Annotated in this window: 20 protein-coding genes and 1 tRNA gene; 9 read left to right on the forward strand and 12 right to left on the reverse strand. The window is 62.6% G+C overall.

Annotated features, from left to right (window positions below):
• Positions 1-4 precede the first annotated feature (4 nt).
• From B9N43_RS10160 to rfaQ, 7 genes are all read right to left on the reverse strand, one after another.
• Positions 5-919, reverse strand: coding sequence for a class I SAM-dependent methyltransferase (locus tag B9N43_RS10160; RefSeq protein WP_145842092.1), 915 nt, complete (start codon positions 917-919; stop codon positions 5-7).
• Positions 920-932: 13 nt separating this feature from the next.
• A complete protein-coding gene (locus B9N43_RS10165; protein WP_145842093.1) occupies positions 933-1,727 on the reverse strand; it encodes a polysaccharide deacetylase family protein in 795 nt (264 codons plus the stop codon).
• A 10-nt stretch (positions 1,728-1,737) separates the two neighbouring features.
• Positions 1,738-2,886, reverse strand: coding sequence for a glycosyltransferase family 4 protein (locus tag B9N43_RS10170; protein WP_222428705.1), 1,149 nt, complete (start codon positions 2,884-2,886; stop codon positions 1,738-1,740).
• Positions 2,883-4,637 carry a lipid A export permease/ATP-binding protein MsbA gene (gene msbA / locus B9N43_RS10175; protein ID WP_145842094.1) on the reverse strand — a complete coding sequence of 585 codons (1,755 nt, stop codon included), beginning with the start codon at positions 4,635-4,637 and terminating at the stop codon, positions 2,883-2,885. The genes B9N43_RS10170 and msbA overlap by 4 nt, the downstream gene beginning before the upstream one ends.
• A gap of 192 nt (positions 4,638-4,829) precedes the next feature.
• Positions 4,830-6,155, reverse strand: coding sequence for a nucleotide sugar dehydrogenase (locus B9N43_RS10180; protein WP_145842095.1), 1,326 nt, complete (start codon positions 6,153-6,155; stop codon positions 4,830-4,832).
• A gap of 53 nt (positions 6,156-6,208) precedes the next feature.
• Complete coding sequence (locus B9N43_RS17190) at positions 6,209-7,354, reverse strand: glycosyltransferase family 4 protein (protein WP_186453765.1); 1,146 nt, start codon at positions 7,352-7,354, stop codon at positions 6,209-6,211.
• Complete coding sequence (gene rfaQ, locus B9N43_RS17195) at positions 7,351-8,427, reverse strand: putative lipopolysaccharide heptosyltransferase III (RefSeq protein WP_186453766.1); 1,077 nt, start codon at positions 8,425-8,427, stop codon at positions 7,351-7,353. The genes B9N43_RS17190 and rfaQ overlap by 4 nt, the downstream gene beginning before the upstream one ends.
• 88 nt (positions 8,428-8,515) lie before the next feature.
• Here rfaQ and B9N43_RS10190 point away from each other — a divergent pair.
• A tRNA-Met gene (locus B9N43_RS10190) sits at positions 8,516-8,592 on the forward strand.
• Positions 8,593-8,742: 150 nt separating this feature from the next.
• Here B9N43_RS10190 and B9N43_RS10195 read toward each other — a convergent pair.
• The gene (locus tag B9N43_RS10195) at positions 8,743-8,988 is read right to left on the reverse strand and encodes a helix-turn-helix domain-containing protein (protein ID WP_145842096.1); all 246 of its coding nucleotides are present in this window, start codon (positions 8,986-8,988) and stop codon (positions 8,743-8,745) included.
• 135 nt (positions 8,989-9,123) lie between these two features.
• Between B9N43_RS10195 and B9N43_RS10200 the strand changes: the two genes are divergently transcribed.
• The 8 genes from B9N43_RS10200 to B9N43_RS10235 all read left to right on the forward strand — a co-directional run bounded on the left by B9N43_RS10200 (position 9,124) and on the right by B9N43_RS10235 (position 15,770).
• Positions 9,124-9,360 (forward strand): hypothetical protein, encoded by a 237-nt coding sequence (locus B9N43_RS10200; protein WP_145842097.1) that lies wholly within the window; start codon positions 9,124-9,126, stop codon positions 9,358-9,360.
• Complete coding sequence (locus B9N43_RS10205) at positions 9,353-10,609, forward strand: Arm DNA-binding domain-containing protein (protein WP_145842098.1); 1,257 nt, start codon at positions 9,353-9,355, stop codon at positions 10,607-10,609. The genes B9N43_RS10200 and B9N43_RS10205 overlap by 8 nt, the downstream gene beginning before the upstream one ends.
• The gene (locus tag B9N43_RS10210) at positions 10,596-11,555 is read left to right on the forward strand and encodes an HD domain-containing protein (RefSeq protein WP_186453767.1); all 960 of its coding nucleotides are present in this window, start codon (positions 10,596-10,598) and stop codon (positions 11,553-11,555) included. Before B9N43_RS10205 ends, B9N43_RS10210 begins: the two co-directional genes overlap by 14 nt.
• A gap of 307 nt (positions 11,556-11,862) precedes the next feature.
• On the forward strand, positions 11,863-12,351 hold the full coding sequence (locus B9N43_RS10215) for a hypothetical protein (RefSeq protein ID WP_145842100.1): 489 nt from the start codon (positions 11,863-11,865) through the stop codon (positions 12,349-12,351).
• Positions 12,348-14,537, forward strand: coding sequence for an ATP-binding protein (locus B9N43_RS10220; RefSeq protein ID WP_145842101.1), 2,190 nt, complete (start codon positions 12,348-12,350; stop codon positions 14,535-14,537). The genes B9N43_RS10215 and B9N43_RS10220 overlap by 4 nt, the downstream gene beginning before the upstream one ends.
• Positions 14,534-14,797, forward strand: a complete 264-nt coding sequence (locus tag B9N43_RS10225; protein WP_145842102.1) for a hypothetical protein — start codon at positions 14,534-14,536, stop codon at positions 14,795-14,797. The genes B9N43_RS10220 and B9N43_RS10225 overlap by 4 nt, the downstream gene beginning before the upstream one ends.
• Positions 14,794-15,120, forward strand: a complete 327-nt coding sequence (locus tag B9N43_RS10230) for a hypothetical protein (RefSeq protein WP_145842103.1) — start codon at positions 14,794-14,796, stop codon at positions 15,118-15,120. The genes B9N43_RS10225 and B9N43_RS10230 overlap by 4 nt, the downstream gene beginning before the upstream one ends.
• Complete coding sequence (locus B9N43_RS10235; protein ID WP_145842104.1) at positions 15,117-15,770, forward strand: hypothetical protein; 654 nt, start codon at positions 15,117-15,119, stop codon at positions 15,768-15,770. The genes B9N43_RS10230 and B9N43_RS10235 overlap by 4 nt, the downstream gene beginning before the upstream one ends.
• 366 nt (positions 15,771-16,136) lie before the next feature.
• Here B9N43_RS10235 and B9N43_RS10240 read toward each other — a convergent pair whose 3' ends face one another.
• The 4 genes from B9N43_RS10240 to cobT all read right to left on the reverse strand — a co-directional run bounded on the left by B9N43_RS10240 (position 16,137) and on the right by cobT (position 19,818).
• Positions 16,137-16,571 carry an HU family DNA-binding protein gene (locus B9N43_RS10240; RefSeq protein WP_145842105.1) on the reverse strand — a complete coding sequence of 145 codons (435 nt, stop codon included), beginning with the start codon at positions 16,569-16,571 and terminating at the stop codon, positions 16,137-16,139.
• Positions 16,572-16,785: 214 nt separating this feature from the next.
• Positions 16,786-17,682 carry a cobalamin-binding protein gene (locus B9N43_RS10245; RefSeq protein WP_145842106.1) on the reverse strand — a complete coding sequence of 299 codons (897 nt, stop codon included), beginning with the start codon at positions 17,680-17,682 and terminating at the stop codon, positions 16,786-16,788.
• Positions 17,679-18,734, reverse strand: a complete 1,056-nt coding sequence (gene cobD / locus B9N43_RS10250; protein ID WP_145842107.1) for a threonine-phosphate decarboxylase CobD — start codon at positions 18,732-18,734, stop codon at positions 17,679-17,681. Before cobD ends, B9N43_RS10245 begins: the two co-directional genes overlap by 4 nt.
• 28 nt (positions 18,735-18,762) lie before the next feature.
• Complete coding sequence (gene cobT / locus B9N43_RS10255) at positions 18,763-19,818, reverse strand: nicotinate-nucleotide--dimethylbenzimidazole phosphoribosyltransferase (RefSeq protein WP_145842108.1); 1,056 nt, start codon at positions 19,816-19,818, stop codon at positions 18,763-18,765.
• Position 19,819 lies beyond the last annotated feature (1 nt).

A 19,819-nucleotide genomic window follows, 5' to 3' on the forward strand; every position in this document is an offset into this window, starting at 1 on the left:
CTGGTCAGGCCCCGGGGCGTCGCAGCCCCACCGGCAGTTCGCGGGAGCGCAGACCGAGGCGGCCGGCGAGCCACTTGAACGCCCCGCCGATCTTGCGGCGCGCGCCCAGCCGCAACAGTTCGCGGGGATAGGGCGCAAGACCGCAGTCGCGCAACAGACGCTCGGCGGAGCGCGGGTTGTAGTAGACGATGTGGCCGACCGGACGGACATAGCCCCAACCGTGAAGGTCGGCGATCTCGTCGGTATTGCCGGTGGTATAGAAGAACAGGCCGCCCGGTTTCAGTTGCCGCGCGATCTGCATCACGGCAAGTTTGGGATCGTAGAGATGTTCGAGCACTTCGCGCATGAATACGCCATCGAACGGCGCGTCGGCCTCGTAGGTCTCCAGCTCGCTGTGCACCGCCTGAAGTCCCAGGGAACGCAGATGTTCCACGGCGAAGGCCGAGGGGTCGAGGGCGACGATGTCGGCTTCGGGGTGATGCTCCCTCACCGCCTGGGCAAACAGGCCGAGACCGGCGCCGGCATCCAGAATGCGCGGCGCGGGCTTGCCGATCCTCGCCCGCATCAGCTCGTAGTACTTGACGTACATGCGCTTCAGTTCGGCCAGGCGCTCGGCGCTGTCGTAATTGGCAAGGTAATTGGTGTCGCTGTCCCAATTCTCGCCCTTGTAATAGGAATCCGCGTAGAGGTCGTGCAAGTGCTTGCGGGCGACCCGCGGATTGACGAAATGGGCAGTGCAGTCCGCGCAGCGGTGAATGTCGAAGCCGATCTCGAGGAAATCGTCGCGCTTGGAGAAGGCGAAGGCCGTTGCGTCGCTGCCGCAGACCGGACAGTGATCGAGGGTTTCGAACGTGAGGATGCGGCGCAGGTAATCGCGCGGACATTCACCTGCGGCGGGTTGGGACGTCTCGTTCTGCATAATGGGCGGTGCGTCAGGAAACCGCCGCGTAAGCGGCTGCCAGCAACGGCCGGCGGTAGAGCCACAGGCGCGACGGCAGCCAGCGGCCGGCGCGGTCCTTGGTGACGATGCGGGGAATCCGCAGCGGATCGGTGCCCGCAAGGCAGGTGCCCTTTTCCACCGTGTAGAGATGGTCGAAGCCGGCCTGGCGCGCGACCGCGATGTAGTCGTCGCCGTAGTAGCCCTGGGGCCAGCACAGGTGGCCGGAGACGGCGCCCAGGCGCTGGCGCAGGGCGTCCCGCGACTGCGCCAGGTCCTCGGCCAGCCGCAGCCGCCGCGCCGCCGGATCGGCGATCTGGCGGTCCCAGCGGGTATGCGTGTGAGTGTGGGAGTGGAATTCGAAGCTGCCGGCGCCGGCCATCGCCTCCACCTCGCTCCAGCGCAGCATCACGTCGTCGGCCCGCCCCGCGCCGATGCGCTCCATGCAGGTCCGGTGATCGGGTGCGTCGCCTCCCGTCCGCGCCGGGCCGTCGCCGAGCCGACCGGTGATCAGGAACAGCACCGCCGTGAAACCAAATTCGCGCAGCACCGGATGGGCGTGGAGGTAGTTGTCCAGATAGCCGTCGTCGAAGGTGATCACCACGCTCTTCGCCGGCAGCGGCCGACCAGCGAGAAACGCCGCCAAGTCGGCGCAGCCCACGCTGCGGTAACCGCGCGCGGCCAACCCCGCGATCTGGTCGCGGAAGGTCTGCGGCGAGACCGTCACCAGCCCCGGATTCGGCGAGACATGGTGGTACATCAATACCGGCAGGGCGCGGGCGGTGGCCATGGCGATGCGTTCAGGACACCCGGTCCAGGAGGCGCCGGTAGCACTCGACCATGCCGGCCACCATCACCTCCCGCGAATAGCGTTCGCGGATGCGGCTTTGCGCCGCCGCACCCATCGCCTGGCGGCGTACCGGGTCGGCGAGCAGCTCGCTGATCGCGGCGGCGATCGCCGCGCTGTCGTTCACCGGCACCAGGAGGCCGCTGACACCGTCGGCCACCACTTCCGGCACGCCGTCGACGCGGGTCGCCACCGTCGGCAGGCCCATCGCGCCGGCTTCCATGAAGGCCGTGCCGAGGGCCTCCTGGTGGGTGGGCAGGACGAACAGGTCGAGGGCTTGCAGCACATTCACCACGTCGCGGCGCAGGCCCAGCAGATGGACCCGTCCATCCAGGCCGAGTTCGGCGATGCGGGCCTTGAGATTCTCCATTTGCGGGCCGTCGCCGGCGAAGACGAAATGGGTCTGGGGAAAGTACGCCAGCACCGCGGGGATCGCTTCCAGCAGTTCCGCGTGACCTTTCTTGCGGCGCAGGATGGCGACGGTGCCGACCAACGGCGCGTCGGCGGGAATCCCCAGTTCCGCGCGCAGGCCGGGAACGGCCGGATCGGCCACGTAGCGCGAGAGGTCGATCCCGGTCGGCACCGCCGACACCTGCTGGCGCGGCACGCCGGCGCTGACCAGGTAGTCGCCGACGAAGTTGCTGACCGCCACCACGTGGTCGGGCAGCACCGCATAGCCCAGGCGCGAGGTGATCGGCAGCGCCAGGTGGCGCGTGCGCACGATGCGCGGCCGAGGACGACGGTTCGGGTCCAGGCCAACCATGCCCAGACTCAGACTGCGCGCGGCGAAACCCGCCACCTGGGTGTCGCGGCCGCTGTGGGTGTTGACCACATCGACCCCGCGCTGCTGCATCAGGCGGCGCAGCCGCAGGATGCCGGGCAGGTCCAGGGCGTTGCGCATCGGTACTTCGTAGGCGGTGAAGCCGGCCTCGCGCGCCCGGCCGACCAGGCGCGCGCCGGGCTGGCAGGCCACCAGCGCGGTGTGGCCGAGGTCGCGCAGCCCCAGCATCTCGTTGAGAATGCGGTTCTCCTGGCCGCCCCAGCCGAGGGAGGATTCCGTGTGCAGGACGGTGAGAGGGGAGGTGGACGAGGCGGACATCATGCGGCCTCCTGCTGTTCGGCGCGCTGCATCCGGTACAGGGCGGCGTAGGCGCCTTCGCGCGCCAGCAGCTCGTCGTGGCGGCCGGACTCGACGATGCGACCCTGCTGCAGCACCACGATCCGGTCGGCGTTCTCGATGGTGGACAGGCGGTGCGCGATGACCAGGGTGGTGCGGTTCTCCATCAGCGCCTCGAGGGCCTCCTGGACCGCCCGCTCGGACTGCGTGTCGAGCGCCGAGGTGGCCTCGTCGAGGATCAGGATCGGCGCATCCTTGAGCAGGGCGCGGGCGATCGCCAGGCGCTGGCGCTGGCCGCCGGAAAGCTTGACGCCGTTCTCGCCGATCAGGGTGTCGAATCCCTGCGGCATGGCTTCGATGAACTCCAGCGCATGGGCCGCCCGCGCCGCCGCGCGCACCGTTTCCCGATCGACGCTGCCGAGGGCGCCGTAGGCGATGTTGGCGGCCACCGTGTCGTTGAACAGAACCACGTCCTGGCTGACCAGGGCGATGTTGGCGCGCAGGCTCTTCAGGGTCAGTTGCGCCACGTCGTGTCCGTCGACGCTGATCCGGCCGCCGCTGGCCGGGTGGAAGCGCGGCAGGAGGTTGGCCAGGGTGGTCTTGCCGCTGCCCGAGGCGCCCACCAGGGCCACGGTCTCGCTTGGCTGGATCGCCAGGTCGATACCGTCGAGCGCGCGGCGCGGCGCGTCGGGATAGGTGAACACCAGCCGCTCGAACGCCACTTCGCCGCGTGCGCGCCCCAGATCCACCGTGCCGTTGTCCTCCTCCGGCTTTTCATCGACCAGCGAGAACACGCTCTCGGCGGCGGCCAGGCCGCGCTGCAGGGGGGCGTTGATGTCGGTGAGGCGCTTCAGCGGTGCCAGCAGCATCAGCATCGCGGTGATGAAGGAAACGAAGCTGCCCACGGTGGCGCCGTCCTGGGCCGATTCGCGCAGGGCGAAGGCGATGATCACCGCCAGGGCGACCGCCGCCAGGGTCTGCACGATCGGCCCCAGCGCCGCCGCGGCGACGGTCTGGCGCATGGCGTGGGCGCGCTGGCCGCCGCTGGCCTGGGCGAAACGGTTCTTCTCGTAGTCCTGGCCGCCGAAGACCTTGACCACCTTGTGCGCCTCGATGGTCTCCTGCAACACCCGCATGATCTGGCCCATCGCCTCCTGCACCCCGCGGCTGGTGCGGCGCAGGCGCTTGCTGAATCCGCCCACCGCCAGGGCGATCAGCGGAATCATCGCCAGCGCCACCAGCGTCAGCTTCCAGTCCAGCCAGAGCAGCCAGCCCAGCAGCCCCACCACCGCCAGGGTGTCCTTGACCAGCGTGGTCAACACCCCGGTCGCCGCGCCGGTAACGCCGGTCACGTCATAGGCCACCTTGGACATCAGCACGCCCGAGGACTGGTTGTCCACATAGCGCACCGGCAGCCGCACCAGGGTCGCGAACATGGCGTTGCGCAGGTCCAGCACGACCTTGTTGGAAACCCAGGCCAGGGAGTAGTCGGCGACGAAACCGAGCAGACCGCGGAAGACGAAGATGGCGACGATCAGCAGCGGCATGCGCCACAGGTCCGCCGCGTCGCCGCCGCCGAAGTGGCCGTCCAGCAGCGGCTTCATCAGCGCAGGGAAAAGCGGCTCGGTGGCGGCCGAGAGCGACATCGTCACCAGGGCAAAGACGAAGATGCGCCAGTAGGGCTTCACATAGCCCAACAGGCGCAGGTACAACTCGCGGCTGGAATAATGAGTCATCGAATCAGTCGGTCAGCGCGGATCGCGGACGCCGCGATCGACAAAAAATAGCTTTTCCGCCGGGCCGCCCCAAGGAAAAGCGGCACGCGGCGCCAGCCGCAACCCCTCGGTGCCACCACGAAGTTCCCCCAAACACCCGAGCGCAGCGAGCCGTATCGAACCCCCCGGAGGGGGGCGAAGGGGGGCGAGCCATCACAGACGCCACAGGGCGCAGCCCCTGGCTTGGACGGCCGCCGCATCGAGCGCGGCCTTGACGTCGATCACCACGCCGCCGGGCTTGACCAGCGTCAGCAGCTCGGCCGTCGGGCGTTGCAGGTACTCGGCGTGGGAAACGGCGAACACCAGGGCGTCCGCGTCCCGCGGCAGGGCCTCCCAGGGCGTCAGTTCCAGGCCGTATTCATGACGCGCCTCGGCGGCGTCGGCGAGCGGGTCGTGGATGCTCACCTCGGTGCCGAAGCTCTGCAATTCGGCCACCAGGTCGGCCACCTTGGAGTTGCGCAGGTCGGCGCAGTTTTCCTTGAAGGTGAGGCCCAGCAGCACGATCCTGGCGCCCTTGATGTTGCCGCCGCAGTGGATCATCTGCTTCACCGTCTGCCGCGCGACGAAGGCCGCCATGCCGTCGTTGATGCGGCGCCCGGCGAGGATCACCTGGGGGTGGTAGCCGACCATCTCGGCCTTGTGGGTCAGGTAGTAGGGATCGACGCCGATGCAGTGGCCGCCGACCAGGCCGGGCTTGAACTTGAGGAAGTTCCACTTGGTGCCGGCCGCCTCCAGCACTTCGCTGGTGTCGATGCCGAGGCGGTCGAAGATGATGGACAGCTCGTTCATCAGCGCGATGTTGAGGTCGCGCTGGGTGTTCTCGATCACCTTCGCCGCCTCCGCCACGGCGATGCTCGATGCGCGATGGACGCCGGGCTCGACGATGGACTCGTACAGCGCCGCCACCCGCGCCAGGGTCTCCGCGCCGTCCCCCGACACCACCTTGAGGATGCGCGTCAGGGTGTGCTCGCGGTCGCCGGGGTTGATGCGCTCGGGCGAATAGCCGACGAAGAAGTCCCGCCGCCAGCGCATCCCCGAATGCCGCTCCAGCACCGGAATGCAGATTTCCTCGGTGGCGCCGGGATACACCGTCGATTCGTAGATCACCACCGCGCCCTGCTTCATGTGGCGCCCGGCGAACTCGGACGCGCCGATCAGGGGCCCGAAGTCGGGCTGGCGGGCCGCATTCACCGGCGTCGGCACGGCGACGATGATGAAGTCGGCTTCGGCCAGGCGGGCCGCGTCGGCGGTGGGCTCCAAGCGGGCTGCGGCGCGCAGGTCGGCCTCGCTGGTCTCGCCGAGCGGGTCGACATGGCCGCGCACCGAGGCCACCTTGGCCTCGGACACGTCGAAACCGATGGTGCGGAAGTGTTTGCCGAATTCCACCGCGAGGGGCAGGCCCACATAACCCAGGCCGATGACGGCGATGACGGTGTTGGCGTCTGGCGACGAGATTGTCGGGAGCGACGTTTGGCTCATGGTGGACGGCCGCCGCGCGCGGCGGCTCGGATTGCAGGTCGATAACGCGCGGATTATACCGGCCGGCGCCCGCCCGCCAGACCGGCATACAAGGCCAGCAGGCGGGCCGTCATGTCGGGCAGGGCGCAGCGGGCGGCGGCCGCGCGGGCGGCGGCGGCCGCGCGGGCCGGGTCCAGCGCCAGCAGCGCCTCGGCCGCCCGGCCCAGCGCCGCCGCGTCGAGGGCGTCCGCCACCGCGCCGCACTCGGGCGTGACCAGTTCGGCGGCGCCGCTGCCGGGGCTGGTCAGCACCGGCAGGCCGCAGGCCAAGGCCTCCAGGGCGGCATTGGGGAAAGGGTCGTAGAGGGTGGGCAGCACGAAAACGTCGGCGGCGCCGTACCAGGGCCGTACGTCGGCCTGACCACCGAGGAAATGGACGCGCTCGCCGAGCCCCAGCCGCACCGCGCGGGTACGCATCGCCGCCACCTTCTTGTCCTTGCCCACCACCACCAGGTGGAGCGCGGCGGGCAGGCTGGCCAGCGCCGCCAGCAGCTGCGGGATGCCCTTGCGTTCGAAGCCGGAGCCGACGTAGAGCAGCAGCGGCGCATCGTCCGGAATACCCAATTGGCGCCGCACCGCCAGCCGGTGCTCGGCGCGCAGGCCGGGGTGGAAGAAGTCCAGGTCGACGCCGTTGTGGATCACGTGGAGCTTTTCCGCCGGCACTCCAAAGCGGCGCAGGATGTCGTCGCGCACCATCGCGGAATTGCAGATCACCGCGCGGAGGCCGGAATCGCGGAACATCGCCGCCTCCGCCGCCAGCGTGTAGCGGTGCCAGGGATGCAGACGGGTGAACCAGCGGGCCAGCGGCGACTGCACGCGGGCGCGCAGTTCCAGCCAGGTGGCATGGACGCCGTCGCCGGCCCGATACACGTGGCAGCCAGGAATGCGCTCGTGGCTCTGCACCAGGTCGAACTCCCCGCGCGCGACGATGCGCCGCACGCAGCGGGCGAATCCGGCGTCGCGCCACAGGCGGCCGAGATGAAAAGGGTTGCAGACGCGCACCTGGCGCCCGCTTGCCTGGTCCTGCGCGCCATCCTTCCACTTGCGGGTAATCAGCGTCACCGCGACGCCCTGCCCTTCCAGCGCGCCCAGCGCCCGCTCGACGAAACGCTCGGCGCCGCCGTAGGGGTTGTATTTCTGTCGGACCAGGGCGAGCTTCAAGACGTCAGCAACTCCTCGCAGGCCGCCAGCACCCGCGCCACCGGCAGCGTCACCAGACAGTCGCTGACCTTGCCGCCGCCGCAGCCGTCGAGGCCGCAGGGACGGCAGGGATGCAGGGCACTCGCCACCACCCGATGCGGCGTCATCCAGGGGCCCCACTCCTTGTCGCCGGAAGGCCCGAACAGGGCCACGGCCGGCGTGCCGACGGCCGCCGCGATGTGCATCGGCGCCGAATCCACGCCGACGAACAGCCGCGCCCGCGCCGTCAGCGCCGCCAGTTCGCGCAGCGACAGCTGGCCGGAAAAATCCACCAGCGGTGCTTGGCTGCGCGCGCGGATCGCCGCCACCAGCTCGCGCTCCCTGGGATCGGGCGCGGCGCTCAGCACCAGCGCATGGCCGCGCTGGTGCAGGGCGTCGGCCAGGGCCGCCATCGATTCGGCGGGCCAGCACTTGAACAGCCAGCGGGACGCCGGATGCAAGTGGATGAAGCCGCCCGCCGCCAGCCCGGCGTCGCGCAGCAGCGCGTCCACCCGCGCCCCGGCCTCCGCACCGGGCACCATCGTCAACCGCCGCGCCGCCGGCTCGGGATGCAGGCCGAGCACGCGCAGCGCGTCGAGGTTCCGTTCCACCGTATGGCGCAGGGCGTTGCCCGGCTGGGAATAAAAATGGCTGAAACTGCCACGCCAGAAACGGCCGCGCCCCTTCTGCCGCGGCGCCACGCTCCAGCACGGCCCCAACAGGCGCGCCAGCCAGGCGCCGCGCCGATGCTCGGTCAGGTGGATCACCAGGTCGTAATTCCGCGCCCGCAGCGCGCGCAGCAGGCCCAGCTCGGCCCGTGCCTGGGCCAACGGCCCCAGACGCTTCCAGGCCCGGTCGATCACGTGCAGCGCGGAGAGGGCCGGATGCCCGGCCAGCATCGGGGCGGTGTCGGCATAGACCAGCGCATCGACCTCGCAGCCGGGCGCCGCCGCCTTGAGCACCGACAGCACCGGCGAGGACAGCAGCACGTCGCCGTGGTGGCGCAGCTTGATCACCAGCGCGCGGCGCAGTTTGGAGAAATCGACATCGGACATGGGGCAGCATTGTGCCAGAGCCTGAGCCCGCCCTCCGCTCTGCCTTGACAAGAATTGGCGGCCCCAAGATAATCACGCCCCTTCGCGTGGTGATGTAGCTCAGCTGGTTAGAGCGACGGATTCATAATCCGTAGGTCGAGGGTTCAAGTCCCCCCATCACCACCAGTATTCAAGCGGCTCTCCTTCGGGAGAGCCGTTTTCGTTTGGGCACCGTGCCCAACTTGTGCCCAGCCTGTGCCCAAGTTATCGGCCAGTCCCGACAAATCTGACCTAAAGATTAATTTGGCCTATAGCGGAGTGGGCCGTAATCCGCCGTCAAATTTTCACTTCAGGCAGATCTTGGTCAGGAATGTGCTCGACCAATTGCTCAATTCGACAATGAAAGTAATTACAGAGCCGATCCAACACATCGGCCGTCGGATTGTAGCCGCGCTTATTTGCCAATCTAGAAAGTGTAAGGCGGTGAATGCCCGTCCTCTCAGCGATTTCCACCATGGTGATAACCCGCCCATCACGGAACTCTTTGTCAGCAATTAGCTCCTTCAGGCGAAATCTGAGCATGGTTAACTTAAAAGCAACAGTGGAATCAGGATTTTATCAAATGTAGTTGCAATATTTCAGTTGCAGGTTATATTGTCTCGCAGGTGATGCGTAAATGCGTCACCAAGAACTTAAACTAGACAAAGGATGCTTGCAATGAGCAATACATTTCTCACCACTGAGCAACTCTCCCAACTCATCCATTACGACGCTCGTACTATCCGTAATCAACTCAAGGATAGCGTCCTGCTTGAAGGGGTGCATTACATCCGCCCCTTTGGTCGGCGAAAGCTCCTCTTTATCTGGGAAACGATTGAACAGGATCTACTGAAACTCGTTCCACAACGGGATATCAGTATTCCTATGGCAAACGGAGGGGTCTGCCATGGGTAGCATTCGTTGTCGGCCCGATACCGGACTACTCTTCTTCGATTTTCGATACAGGGGACAACGCTGCCGTGAACAAAGCACGCTTCCGGACACACCTGAGAACCGTCGAAAGATGGCTAAGGTCCTCAAGAAAATCGAAGGTGAAATTGAAAGCGGCACGTTCAACTATCAGCAAGCTTTCCCTGGGAGCAGGAATGCCTCGAAGCTTGATGACGGTATTAATTCCCCACAGGAAATAGCCGCCCCAAAGAATCTTTCTTCAGCAGCGCTACCCCAAAGAAAGGAAACTCCGACTTTCTCGTCATTCAGCCAAACCTGGTTCAACGAGCAATCGGTAGGTTGGCGCCGGACCTATGTCACAACGGTTCGGCAAATACTGGACAAGCACCTGATTCCGCATTTTGGGGAACGGGAGGTCAGCAGCATTCGTCGCGAAGATATTCTTTCCTTCCGGTCCCAACTCGCCAAAGTCCGTGGCCGGAAAGAAGACTCTCAACTCTCTGCCCGTCGAATCAACGCCATTACGCTTGTGCTCCGCCAGGTGCTCAACGAAGCTGCCGACCGGTTTGACTTTAGCACGCCAGCCCTCCGCATCAAGCCACTCAAAGTTAAGAAGTCCGATGTCCAGCCTTTCAGCCTGGATGAGGTCAAACGGATCATCAGCACTGTCCGTGCCGACTTCAAGAACTACTACACCGTTCGATTCTTCACCGGCATGCGCACTGGCGAGGTGGATGGGCTGAAATGGAAATACGTCGATTTCGAACGTCGCGTGATCCTCATCCGGGAATCCTTCGTTGCCGGAGAACAGGAAGACAACACCAAGACCCTTCAGTCTCAGCGAGAAATACAGATGTCCGCCCTGGTATGGCAAGCCCTGAAGGATCAGTACGAGGCTACCGGCAACATTGGTGAGATGGTGTTTTGCAACCGGGATGGCAAGACCCTGGATACCAACAACGTAACCAAGCGGGTCTGGTATCCCCTGTTGCGCTATTTGAACCTTCCCCAACGCAATCCCTACCAGACCCGCCACACCGCAGCCACCCTATGGCTGGCTGCTGGCGAGAATCCTGAATGGATTGCTCGGCAAATGGGGCATGCGACCACTGAGATGCTGTTCAAGGTCTACTCCCGCTACGTCCCTAACCTGACCCGCCGCGATGGCTCGGCCTTCGAGCGGCTCCTGGCCGGCAGCTTTGGCGGGCAGGAGATTGCCAGTTCGCAGGAGGTGCGCCATGGAACGGTCTAACACCGCCGTTGCAGTTCCTCAGGTTGCCCACTCCCACCTGGCCCACCTGGAACCCGATGAACGCATCCGGGGCACCTATCGGATTCACAGCATGCAGATGCGCAGACGATCGGATGGCGCCAATTTCTGGGAAGTCACCCTGGCGGATCGCACAGGGATACTGGTCACCTATGCCTGGCCGGAACAACTGGAAATCGCCTACCCCTGGCCACGTCATACCCGAGTCCAGGTGGAATGCTTGACTCGCCGCTTTGGCCAGAAACAGGTCGCCGACCTGCGTAGTCTGGATCCACTGCCCGAGATGGAACCAAGACAGGGGCTGGACCTGTTGCCCCGGCCCCTATGTCCCCGGCCCGAGGTTCTGGACCGGTTCGTTTCCCTGGTTCAGGGACTTAAGAATCCTGCCTTGCGGGGCTTCGTGGATCATGTCCTGGCCCGGGATGAAACCACCCTGAACCTTCTGGTGGTCCCCGCCAGTCAGGTTTACCACCACGCCTATTTTGGCGGTCTACTGGAACACAGCGTCGAAGTCGCCGAGATTGCCCTGAGGCTGCCCTATCCAGACGACACGCAGCGGGAGATCGCCCTGGTCGCGTCCCTGTTCCACGACATTGGTAAAACCCGGACCTTCGACCGAAGCCTGCGCCGCACTCCTGCGGGGAATCTGGTCTGCCATGACCATCTCACCCTGGAAATCTGTGCCCCGGGATTGTCCTGGTTGGACATGGTGTGGCCCGAGGGTGGATTGCTGCTCCGTCATGTTTGGACCGCCGGACACAGCCGGCATGGCCCCTTGCCCCAGAGCGCCCTCCTCCACGCTGTCCGTCTGGCAGACCGCCTCTCGGCAGAACAGGCCAAGGACCAGGCGGCCTTTGCCCGGTCGTCTCCCGGTCAATCCTGGGGACGCATCGGTCGCGAAACCCGCTGGCGAGCGAGCGCCTTCTAACACACGTCTCTAAAAATGCCAAACAAGTGTTTTGGCGTCCTTCGGCCACGACAGTTACTTGCATTCCTGAGCTTCCGTGAGAGGCTGTTCTGGCGGAATCAATGTGACAGGTCAGGTGCATGTCATGAGCCACTGACCCCACCACACTGATGCCAAGGTCTCAAAACCCATGATCCAAAGGAAATCTCACCATGAATCCATTACCCACGCATTCCCAGTCCTCACCCCCAACAAGCAAAGTCACGCCGGGTGCCCGCAAGGTGCTCATCCCGCTCCCCGAACACCGTCTTCCCTGAGGAATACCAAAATGAACGACATGACTCTTTTGCACACCCTCGGTCTCCTGGCCCTGGGTTTTAGCGCCCGGACACTCTTCAATCGTGGCCTGTCCTGGTATCGCCACCGTCGTCCCACCCAGCTCCCCGAAGCGACCCCCGAGATGCCCCTCTGGCTGGAGTTTCTGGAAACGCCCCTGTCTTCGAAGGACATTGGGGATGCCCTGCAAAAGATGAACGACCTGCCACACTTCCACATGCTGCCGAATGTCAGTTTTCTGGACTACCAGACCGGCGCCCATGTGTCCTGGCAGTCCTACCCATATCTGGATGAGACCTACCCCCATCTGGTCCTCCAGTACGGCGGCCAGCCCCCCCGGATCCTGGCCGATGCCAGGGAACTTCAGCACTACATCGACTACCAGGTCAAGGTCGCCCAACGCCTGAACCCACCCGCCGGCGTCGTCCGGGTCCAACGCCGTCCCCTGTACCCCCAACATCCTCAGGAGTCGCTGATATGACCTTCCTCCCTGATGTCGCCCGCTTTCCCCTGCGCATCGGCGCCGATCCCGAGACCTTGAGCCACCTCCAGCGGGAACCCCTGCTGTTCGCCGCCCACTATGCGGCCCTGCAGCGGGTCGTGAAATGGCCCGAGTCCATCTTGCGCATCACCAGCGCCGTCAATGCCCGCTATGCCCAGCACGACGAGGTCCTGAAACTCATCGAGACCCTGCGCAGTCAGGTCCCCATGGCCCTGTCCGCCGATCTGGCCCGCAGTCTGGCGGAAGGCCTGGAACTCCATGACAGCTTTCAGCAGGACCCCACCAAATACGCCCAGACCTGCGAGAACTTCCTGGAAGCCTACCGTCGTGCCCTGGCCGAGGAAATCGACGCCGGGGAAGACAGCGCCACTGGCCGACTCGAAATCCTGTCGGCCCTGATGGCCTTCTCCCCGGCGGAAACCCAGGTGCTGCGCTACGCCCTGTGCTGCACCGTCCATCCTCCCCTGCAACTCTTCACCCGTCTTTTCTGCGAACAGCGGGTTGATCGGAACCAGTTCTGGCAGATCACCCTGGAGATGGACGCTAAAACCCTCAGTACCGCCCTCTCGTCCCGGGGGCGACTGGCCGGGACCCGGATGTTCCACACCACCCAGACCCATCCCTCCCTCTCGGAGTTCTGGGCAGAACTGCTGATCAACACCGGCATCCCCCTCACCACCTGCATCCTCCAGCCCCTGGAACCCCAGGGGTCCTCGGGAGAAACCTCCCGACTGCCCCCTGAGGACCGGGAAATCCTGGAAGCCCTGCTGCTTCCCCGGGAGGTAGGCCTGCTGGGCATCAATGCCTTGCTCTACGGCAAGACCGCCCGGGACAAGCATCGCCTGGCCCGGGGCCTGATCCTGGCCTCCGGCGCCATCCCCTATACCCTCAACCCCGACATTCCCGATGGAGATCGGCCCACTGCGGTGATGATGGCCCAGCGCCTCCTGGCCCAGCGTCCGGAACGGACGGTCCTGGTGGTGGAGAAGGCCCAGAGCGTGCTGACCCGGGTCTATCCGGAGGTCTTCGGTTTCATGGGTTTTTTGGATGAAGCTGCGGATGCCCAGCCCCTGGATCAGCGCCTCCTGGGAGAGAACCCCATCCCCACCCTGTGGCTGAGCCATGAGGCCAACCGTCTCCACCCGGAGACCCTGGGTCGCTTCCTGTTCCATGCCGAAGCCCTCAAGGGCACCCGGGCAGACCGGAAGGTCATGGTGGAGTCCCTGATCGAGACCCTGCCGGTGGCCCCCCGTACCAAGCTGGAACTGGTCAAGCTGGAAGGCCTCTCGGAACAGCAGGTGAGCTCGGCCAAGTCCCTGGCGAAGATCACGGCTGGCCGCTCCCGGCGTACCTACGCCCGCCATCTGCTTCTGGCAGCCCAGCGCAGCCAGAAGGCCCTGGCCCGGAAGAACAAGGATGAAGCCCGGATGCCGGTCACCCAGTACAGCCTGGACTATCTCAACTCCGCGGGAAGGTTCGGTCCGGCCAAGATTCTCCAGTCACTGCGCCTACGGCCCCAGGCAAGTCTGTGCCTGTACGGCCTGCCCGGGACCGGCAAGACCCAATTCGCCGAGCACCTGGCCCAGGAACTGGGCTACCCCCTCCTGACCAAGCGGGCCTCGGAGCTCTTCGACAAGTATGTGGGGGAGTCGGAGAAGCGGATGAGCGAGGCCTTCGATCAGGCCGAGGAGGAAGGAGCCATCCTGTTGCTGGACGAGGCGGACTCCTTTCTGGCGGATCGTACTCGCAGTCGGCACCAGTGGGAGGTCTCCATCGTCAATGAACTCCTGCAGCAGATAGAGTGCTTCGAGGGAATCTTCATCTGTGCCACCAATCTGTACTCCCATCTGGACATTGCCGCCCTGCGACGCTTTACCTTCAAGCTGGAGTTCCTGCCCCTGAATTTCGAGCAGCGCTGGGAAATGTTCCTGAATGAGGCGGACCTGAGGAACAAGCCCCTGAGCCCCTCCCAGCAGGCGGACTACGAAGAGCGGTTGATCCTCATGAAGAACCTGACCCCGGGGGATTTTGCGACGGTGAAGCGCCAGTGCCTGCTGTTGGGTGAGAGCCTATCTCCCCAGGAATGGCTGGATCAGCTGGAACTGGAGGTCCTGGCCAAGCAGCGGCAGAGTGAGGACTATCGAGCTGGGGAGGTGGCGGCATGAAGACCCAGCGTAATGTCCCCACGGTGCCCGCTCCCCCCACGGGCAAGCCTACCGCCCCTCATACCACCCAACCCCATGCTCCGAACTTGGTGGGTCAGGTGGGACTCATCGGGGGCGCGGTAATGCTGTGTCTGGTGATCCTGGCCAGCGCCACTGAAAGCACGGGCGTGTGGATCGGCACGGGCCTCATGGGTCTGGTCTGGCTGGGCCTGGTGGTTATCAGCCAATTCATCGAGGGCAAACAAGGAGAGAAACCGTGATGACACTGAAGGATGAATTCCAATCAGGACTTAAAACCGGCTTGCGCCCCTTCCGGGCGGCCTGTGGGGTCTTGCTGCCGGCGTTTCTGGGGGCGGCAGTTCTCATGGCCCTGGGGGTGGCCCTGCTGATGGGGACGACAGACTATGCTGGCCATCGCCCGGCCTGGGCCCAGGGCCTGAGCGAAGTCCTGATCCTGCTGGGGGCCTTGGGGCTGACGGTGGGATGTCTTCGGGGCTGGTGGGTGATGTTCCAAGTGGCGTTTCCCCACCACATAGCAAAACACCCGGATACCGGTCTAAACAAGGAGGAAGACCCCTCATGACGATCCTGAGTGTGGACTTTATTCCCCGGCGCAAGGCGGAAGTCCTGACGGTGGAGGAGGCAACGGCGGTGATTTCCATTAACGAACCCGAATCCGGAATGGCCCCGCTGGCGGTGTTTCCGGAAATCCTGCGGCTGGCGTTTCATGATGTGGATAGCCAGGACTACGCCGACTGGGTCCTGTTTGACGATGCCCAGGGCCAGGAGGTCATCGGGTTCGTCGAGCGGCTCCATGCCTCTCCCATAGCCCATGATCTCAAGGTGCATTGCCGGGCGGGGATTTCTCGTTCGGCAGCGGTGGCCTTGTACGTGGCTGAAGCGACGGGCTGTGAGTTCCTGCGACGGCCCTTTGCGGGGCTGGCCAACAAGCTGATGCTGGAGATTCTGTCCCGGGCTTCAGGACTTCCGCTCAAACGGCCCCGGGCACTGCCCAAGCGGGAACGGTTCCAGGTGGAGGTCAGCCGGAATTTTGAGACGGGGCTGGCTGAGGTTCGGGTAGTCAATGGGGTCACTGGGGAGGAAATCGTCCAGGAAGCGCCCATGCTGGAGGTTCCCCAGTTAGTGACGGCAGGCCTGCAGCGGGTCTGGGGGATTGCCAATCCGCCCTCGGCCCATCATGTGACGAATTGGGATCATTTGGAGGGAAGTTGAGGGCGGACCGGGCGACGGGCCAGGAAGCGCTATTCCAGCGGGAACGGAGGCGGGGGAGATCGCGACTCTGGACAGCCGATCTGAAGCCCATTCAAGGACTCTTCGGCCGTCAATACAGGGAAAGCTGGTCGGCGGTGAAACGCAGGAATCTATGGATCTGAGAAAGGAAGAATCAAATGGATCTTCAACAAACCCTGATGGGACTGGGCATCCTGGCGGTAGTCGTGGGCCTGATCGTCCTGGGTATTGTGGGAATTCACCACTGGGAAGAACGGCAAGAGAAGGACTCGTAAGAGTCTTGCCCAGAACAGCTGAAGAAAAGGCTGAGAGTAAAGGGCCGCCCATCGGGCGGCCCTGCGGAGACGCTTAGAGGGCAGCGTCCTTCAGTTTCTTTAGGGGACGAATCCGCAGCTTCACGGTGGCCGGCTTGGCGGCGAACCACTGCTCTTCCTTGGTGAAGGGATTGATTCCCTTGCGCTTGGGCTTGGCGGGCACCTTCTGGGCCACGACCTTGAGAAGTCCCGGCAGCAGGAATTCGCCCAGCCCCTTCTTGCTGACCGATGCCAGGGCGGCAGCCTCCAAGGCGGCCATGACCTTCTTTACCTCCTTGGCCTCGACCCCCGAGGTTTCCGCCAGGAAGGCGGTCAAGGTGGTCTTGTTGAAGGCGGTCTTGATGGGTTTGATCGCGGCGGGGGCGGCCTTGGTGGCCGGCTTGGCGACTACCTTCTTGGCGGGGGCCTTGGCGGCCGGTTTCTTGGCAGGCTTGGCTGCAGGTTTTGCGGCGGGTTTCTTGGTGGCCATGGTGGGTTCCTTCAATCTATGGAATGGAAAAGACTGCCAAGGGATTGTAAGAAGCCCCCCTCACGCCTATGGAGGGGAAATGGGGCTGGATGACGGCATAGTTCAATTTGTCATGGGAATGGCAGGCGTGCCAGTGCTTGAATTGAGAGTCACCGAAATAAAAGATCTGAATTAACTTGACATAGGTGGACTCCGGCTAAATTTAACCTAAAAACTATAATCCGTGGTTACTTCGCGCCTGCTCGAGATACTGGCATACCTTCTCTGCTCCATCTAGTAGTCGTGGAGTATGGCGTTGAATCAATTCAGGTGGAATATGAAACAGATTGTTCCGGGATACGGCTGTCATGCTTGCCCATCGCCGCCAATCTTCTAGCCATTCAGGTCTGGATTCGTCCATGCCCGATGCGATAATCACTTCAGGATTTTCTGCCAGTACTGCTTCCTCGGTGACTATGGGGGCGAGGGTGCCGAACTGAGCGAATATATTTTTTCCGCCGCAAAGTGTAAGAACATTGCTAATGATCTGTTGACCACCAATGGTCATCAATGGATTCTTCCATACTTGATAGAACACCCGAACAGGTGGCTGTGTGGCATATCGGATAGCCATGGTCTTATGACGATTACGGAAGCGCGCTGATTCGGTTCGGGCGATAGCGCTAGTGCCTGCCAAGATGCCGATTTGATCGATGTTGCGCGCTACATCGTCAATTTGATCAGGCTGGGTGAGGAATATCTTGAGACCAAGTTGGCGCAAACGCTCGACTTGTTCCTTCGGATTGCCGCTGACCCAGCCTATTACAAGATCTGGTTTCAGACTTAGGATAGTCTCTGCGTCAAATCGGGTATAGCCACCAACCAGTGGCAGCTTTTTGGCCGCTTCCGGATAGGTACTGTACTGTACTGCTCCAACAAGCCGGCTGCCGGCTCCAGCTGCATAGACCAATTCTGTTACGTGAGGTGCCAAGCTAACAATGCGCTTGGCCGGGCTGTCCAACTTTAGGGTGTAGCCTGCATCGTCCACTAGGGTAACAGGGGACGTGGCTCCGGTAGCTGTCTGGCACAATATGAGGATTAGCAGCGGGAACGTGGCAAGAAGCGTCTTCATGGATGGTGGTCGATATGGTCAAGTGCGAAACTCAGTCGTTGCCATTGTTCCTCATCACCAGGCAACCCTATACGTAGGGCTGGTGGGCTATCAAAAAGACGAGCAAGGATACCCTGGCGCGCCAAGGCATGATGGAGCCTTGCAGCATCGTTCCTTGGAATGTAGTGGAATAGGCTGCTGGTCGTGTTTCCCTTGAGGCCAAAGCTGGCTAATATTGCCGCCAGTCTCTGGCTGGCCTGAACCAGTCGGCGGCGTTGGTTGAATTGCCAGGGCTGGTCGGTAAGTGCCTGCACTGCAACGTGGCGGCATGGATGGGCTATGGACCAAGGCCCCAATTGATCACCCAGAATGGTGAGTAATGACGCCGGTCCGATGACAAAACCAACTCTCGCCCCTGCCAAACCAAAGAACTTGCCGAGAGAACGCAGCACTATCAGGCTAGGACAGTTGGCACCGACATTGGATATTAAACTTCCTGTTGGATCAACGTCAGCAAAAGCTTCGTCGATTACAAGCCAGCCTCCACGTCGATTCAACTTGTGAGCGACAGCTAACAGCTTATCGGAGGAATGCCGATGACCGGTTGGGTTATTCGGATTGATAACAACTACCACATCGGCATTCGTCGCCACATCATCTAATGATTCTGGAGAGAAAGTCCGCACTTGATGGGCTTCTCGGTGCCAGGCTCTCAAATGCTCTGCGTAACTTGGTGCTTGCACGGCTACACGGCAAGGAGTACGCAAGCGAGGTAAGGCCTGGATCGCTGCCTGAGATCCAGCCACGGGTAATAAAGACTGATCCTCTGTCAGTTCGTAATATTTGCGTGCCACAGTCTGAAGTTCATCGTCTTCCTCAGGTAAACGTTGCCAACAATTGCTGGGCGGCGGTGAGGCAGGATAAGAGAATGGTGATATGCCAGTGGATAAGTCTACCCACTGGTGGATGGGTATATCCCACTGTAAGGATGCTTGTCTTAATCGGCCGCCATGGTGCAGTGGTGTTAGCGAAGATAAGGAAGATAAAGTGCGTTGGGACTGATATTTGGCCATGGTGAAAGCACTAAGGGATCATCACCCGTCAGATAGTTGTTTCGGAGACACCGGCAGACTCGAAGCTGGCCATCTGCACCAGGAAATTTGCTGCTGCTTGAATGAGTGGTAATGCCAACGCTGCGCCAGTCCCCTCGCCTAAACGCATGCCAAGATTCAGTAATGGTCTTTTACCTAGGGCACCCATCTGAATCTTATGCCCGGGTTCTTCTGATCCATGGGCAAAAACACAATAATCTAGCAGGTGAGGTTGAAGCCTAGCAGCTATAAGCAGGGAGGCAGTGACGATGAATCCGTCTACTATGATCAATACACCGGCTTCGCCAGCGGCGAGTAGTGCACCTGTCATCATCGCGATTTCGAAGCCGCCAAAGTGGGTTAGGATCGCCAAGGGATCGGAATTTCCACGATAGCGGGATGCGGCTACAGAGAGTAATTCCTGCTTGCGTATAAGGCCGACATCGTCGAGTCCAGTCCCGGGGCCGATACAGGAATTCAATGGGGCAGGGGCTAGGTAATGGGTGATCAATGAAGCTGAAGCGGTATTGCCAATTCCCATTTCTCCACAAGCTAATACATTGCATCCGTTTTGGATCAACTGTCGAACAAGCTCACTTCCTATTTCGATCGCCGCATGGCATTGGGCGTCGGTCATGGCAGGTCCTTCCAGGTAACTGGCAGTTCCAGGAGCAATCTTGGCATCTATAAGGCCTGTTCGTTTTCCAAAGACATGAGCGACGCCTGCATCAACCACTTGCAAAGACCAGCCCAACTGGCGAGCGAATACGTTAATTGCAGCACCACCCGCCAGGAAGTTTTCCACCATTTGCCAGGTGACTTCTTGAGGATAGGCAGATATGCCTTCTTGAGCAGCGCCATGATCGCCTGCGAAAACCAACAGATGAGGGGCAACAATTTCTGGTGACAGCGTATTCTGGATGCGACCGAGTTGTAGGGCCAGTTCTTCTAACCGTCCCAAGGCTCCCTTTGGCTTGGTTTTGAGATCAATTTTGCGTTGCAAGGCTTCATCAAAGGTAGTCTGAAGCGGGCGCAAGTCGGCGCCAATTTTGCTAAATGAATGCATC

Origin of the sequence: Denitratisoma sp. DHT3 (genome assembly GCF_007833355.1) — a bacterium.
In the GTDB taxonomy this organism is placed as follows: domain Bacteria; phylum Pseudomonadota; class Gammaproteobacteria; order Burkholderiales; family Rhodocyclaceae; genus Denitratisoma.